1 protein-coding gene is annotated in these 362 nt (G+C 48.9%); it reads right to left on the bottom strand.

Annotation, left to right across the window (positions count from 1 at the left end):
- Positions 1 to 362 (bottom strand): transposase (locus FD01_RS09275; RefSeq protein WP_156647293.1); only part of this gene is annotated, 362 nt, incomplete at both ends.

The following is a 362-nucleotide window of genomic DNA, read 5'->3' as shown; positions in this document are numbered from 1 at the left end:
AAAATTGGTATAGCAAACACTCTTAAGAATGTCAGCGCATTGCTTAATACCATTGCCTGATCGATTTTAACGGCCAATGACTCAGCTGTTCGGGTATTGACTAAGTCCAAGCCTACTGACCCTTTGAGAAAGGCGAATCGGCGTTCAATGGCCCCGCGTCGATTCTCTGCGTCCGTATCCTGGCGGCGTTTCTTGGCATCAATGTGTTTGGACTTTGCGCCAAGTTTAGGTCCGCACAGGGTGATGCCTAGGTCCTTACACAACTTTCGATTGTCGCGGTTGCGATAAAGCGTGTCTGCCAACACCTCATCTGGGTAATGGCCATGCAAGTCGAAGTAATGATCCAAGGTCGCTTCAAAGTC

It is taken from the genome of Lacticaseibacillus manihotivorans DSM 13343 = JCM 12514, from assembly GCF_001435035.1.
Classification (GTDB): Bacteria; Bacillota; Bacilli; order Lactobacillales; family Lactobacillaceae; genus Lacticaseibacillus; species Lacticaseibacillus manihotivorans.
This window is presented reverse-complemented; position numbering and strand designations above follow the sequence as displayed.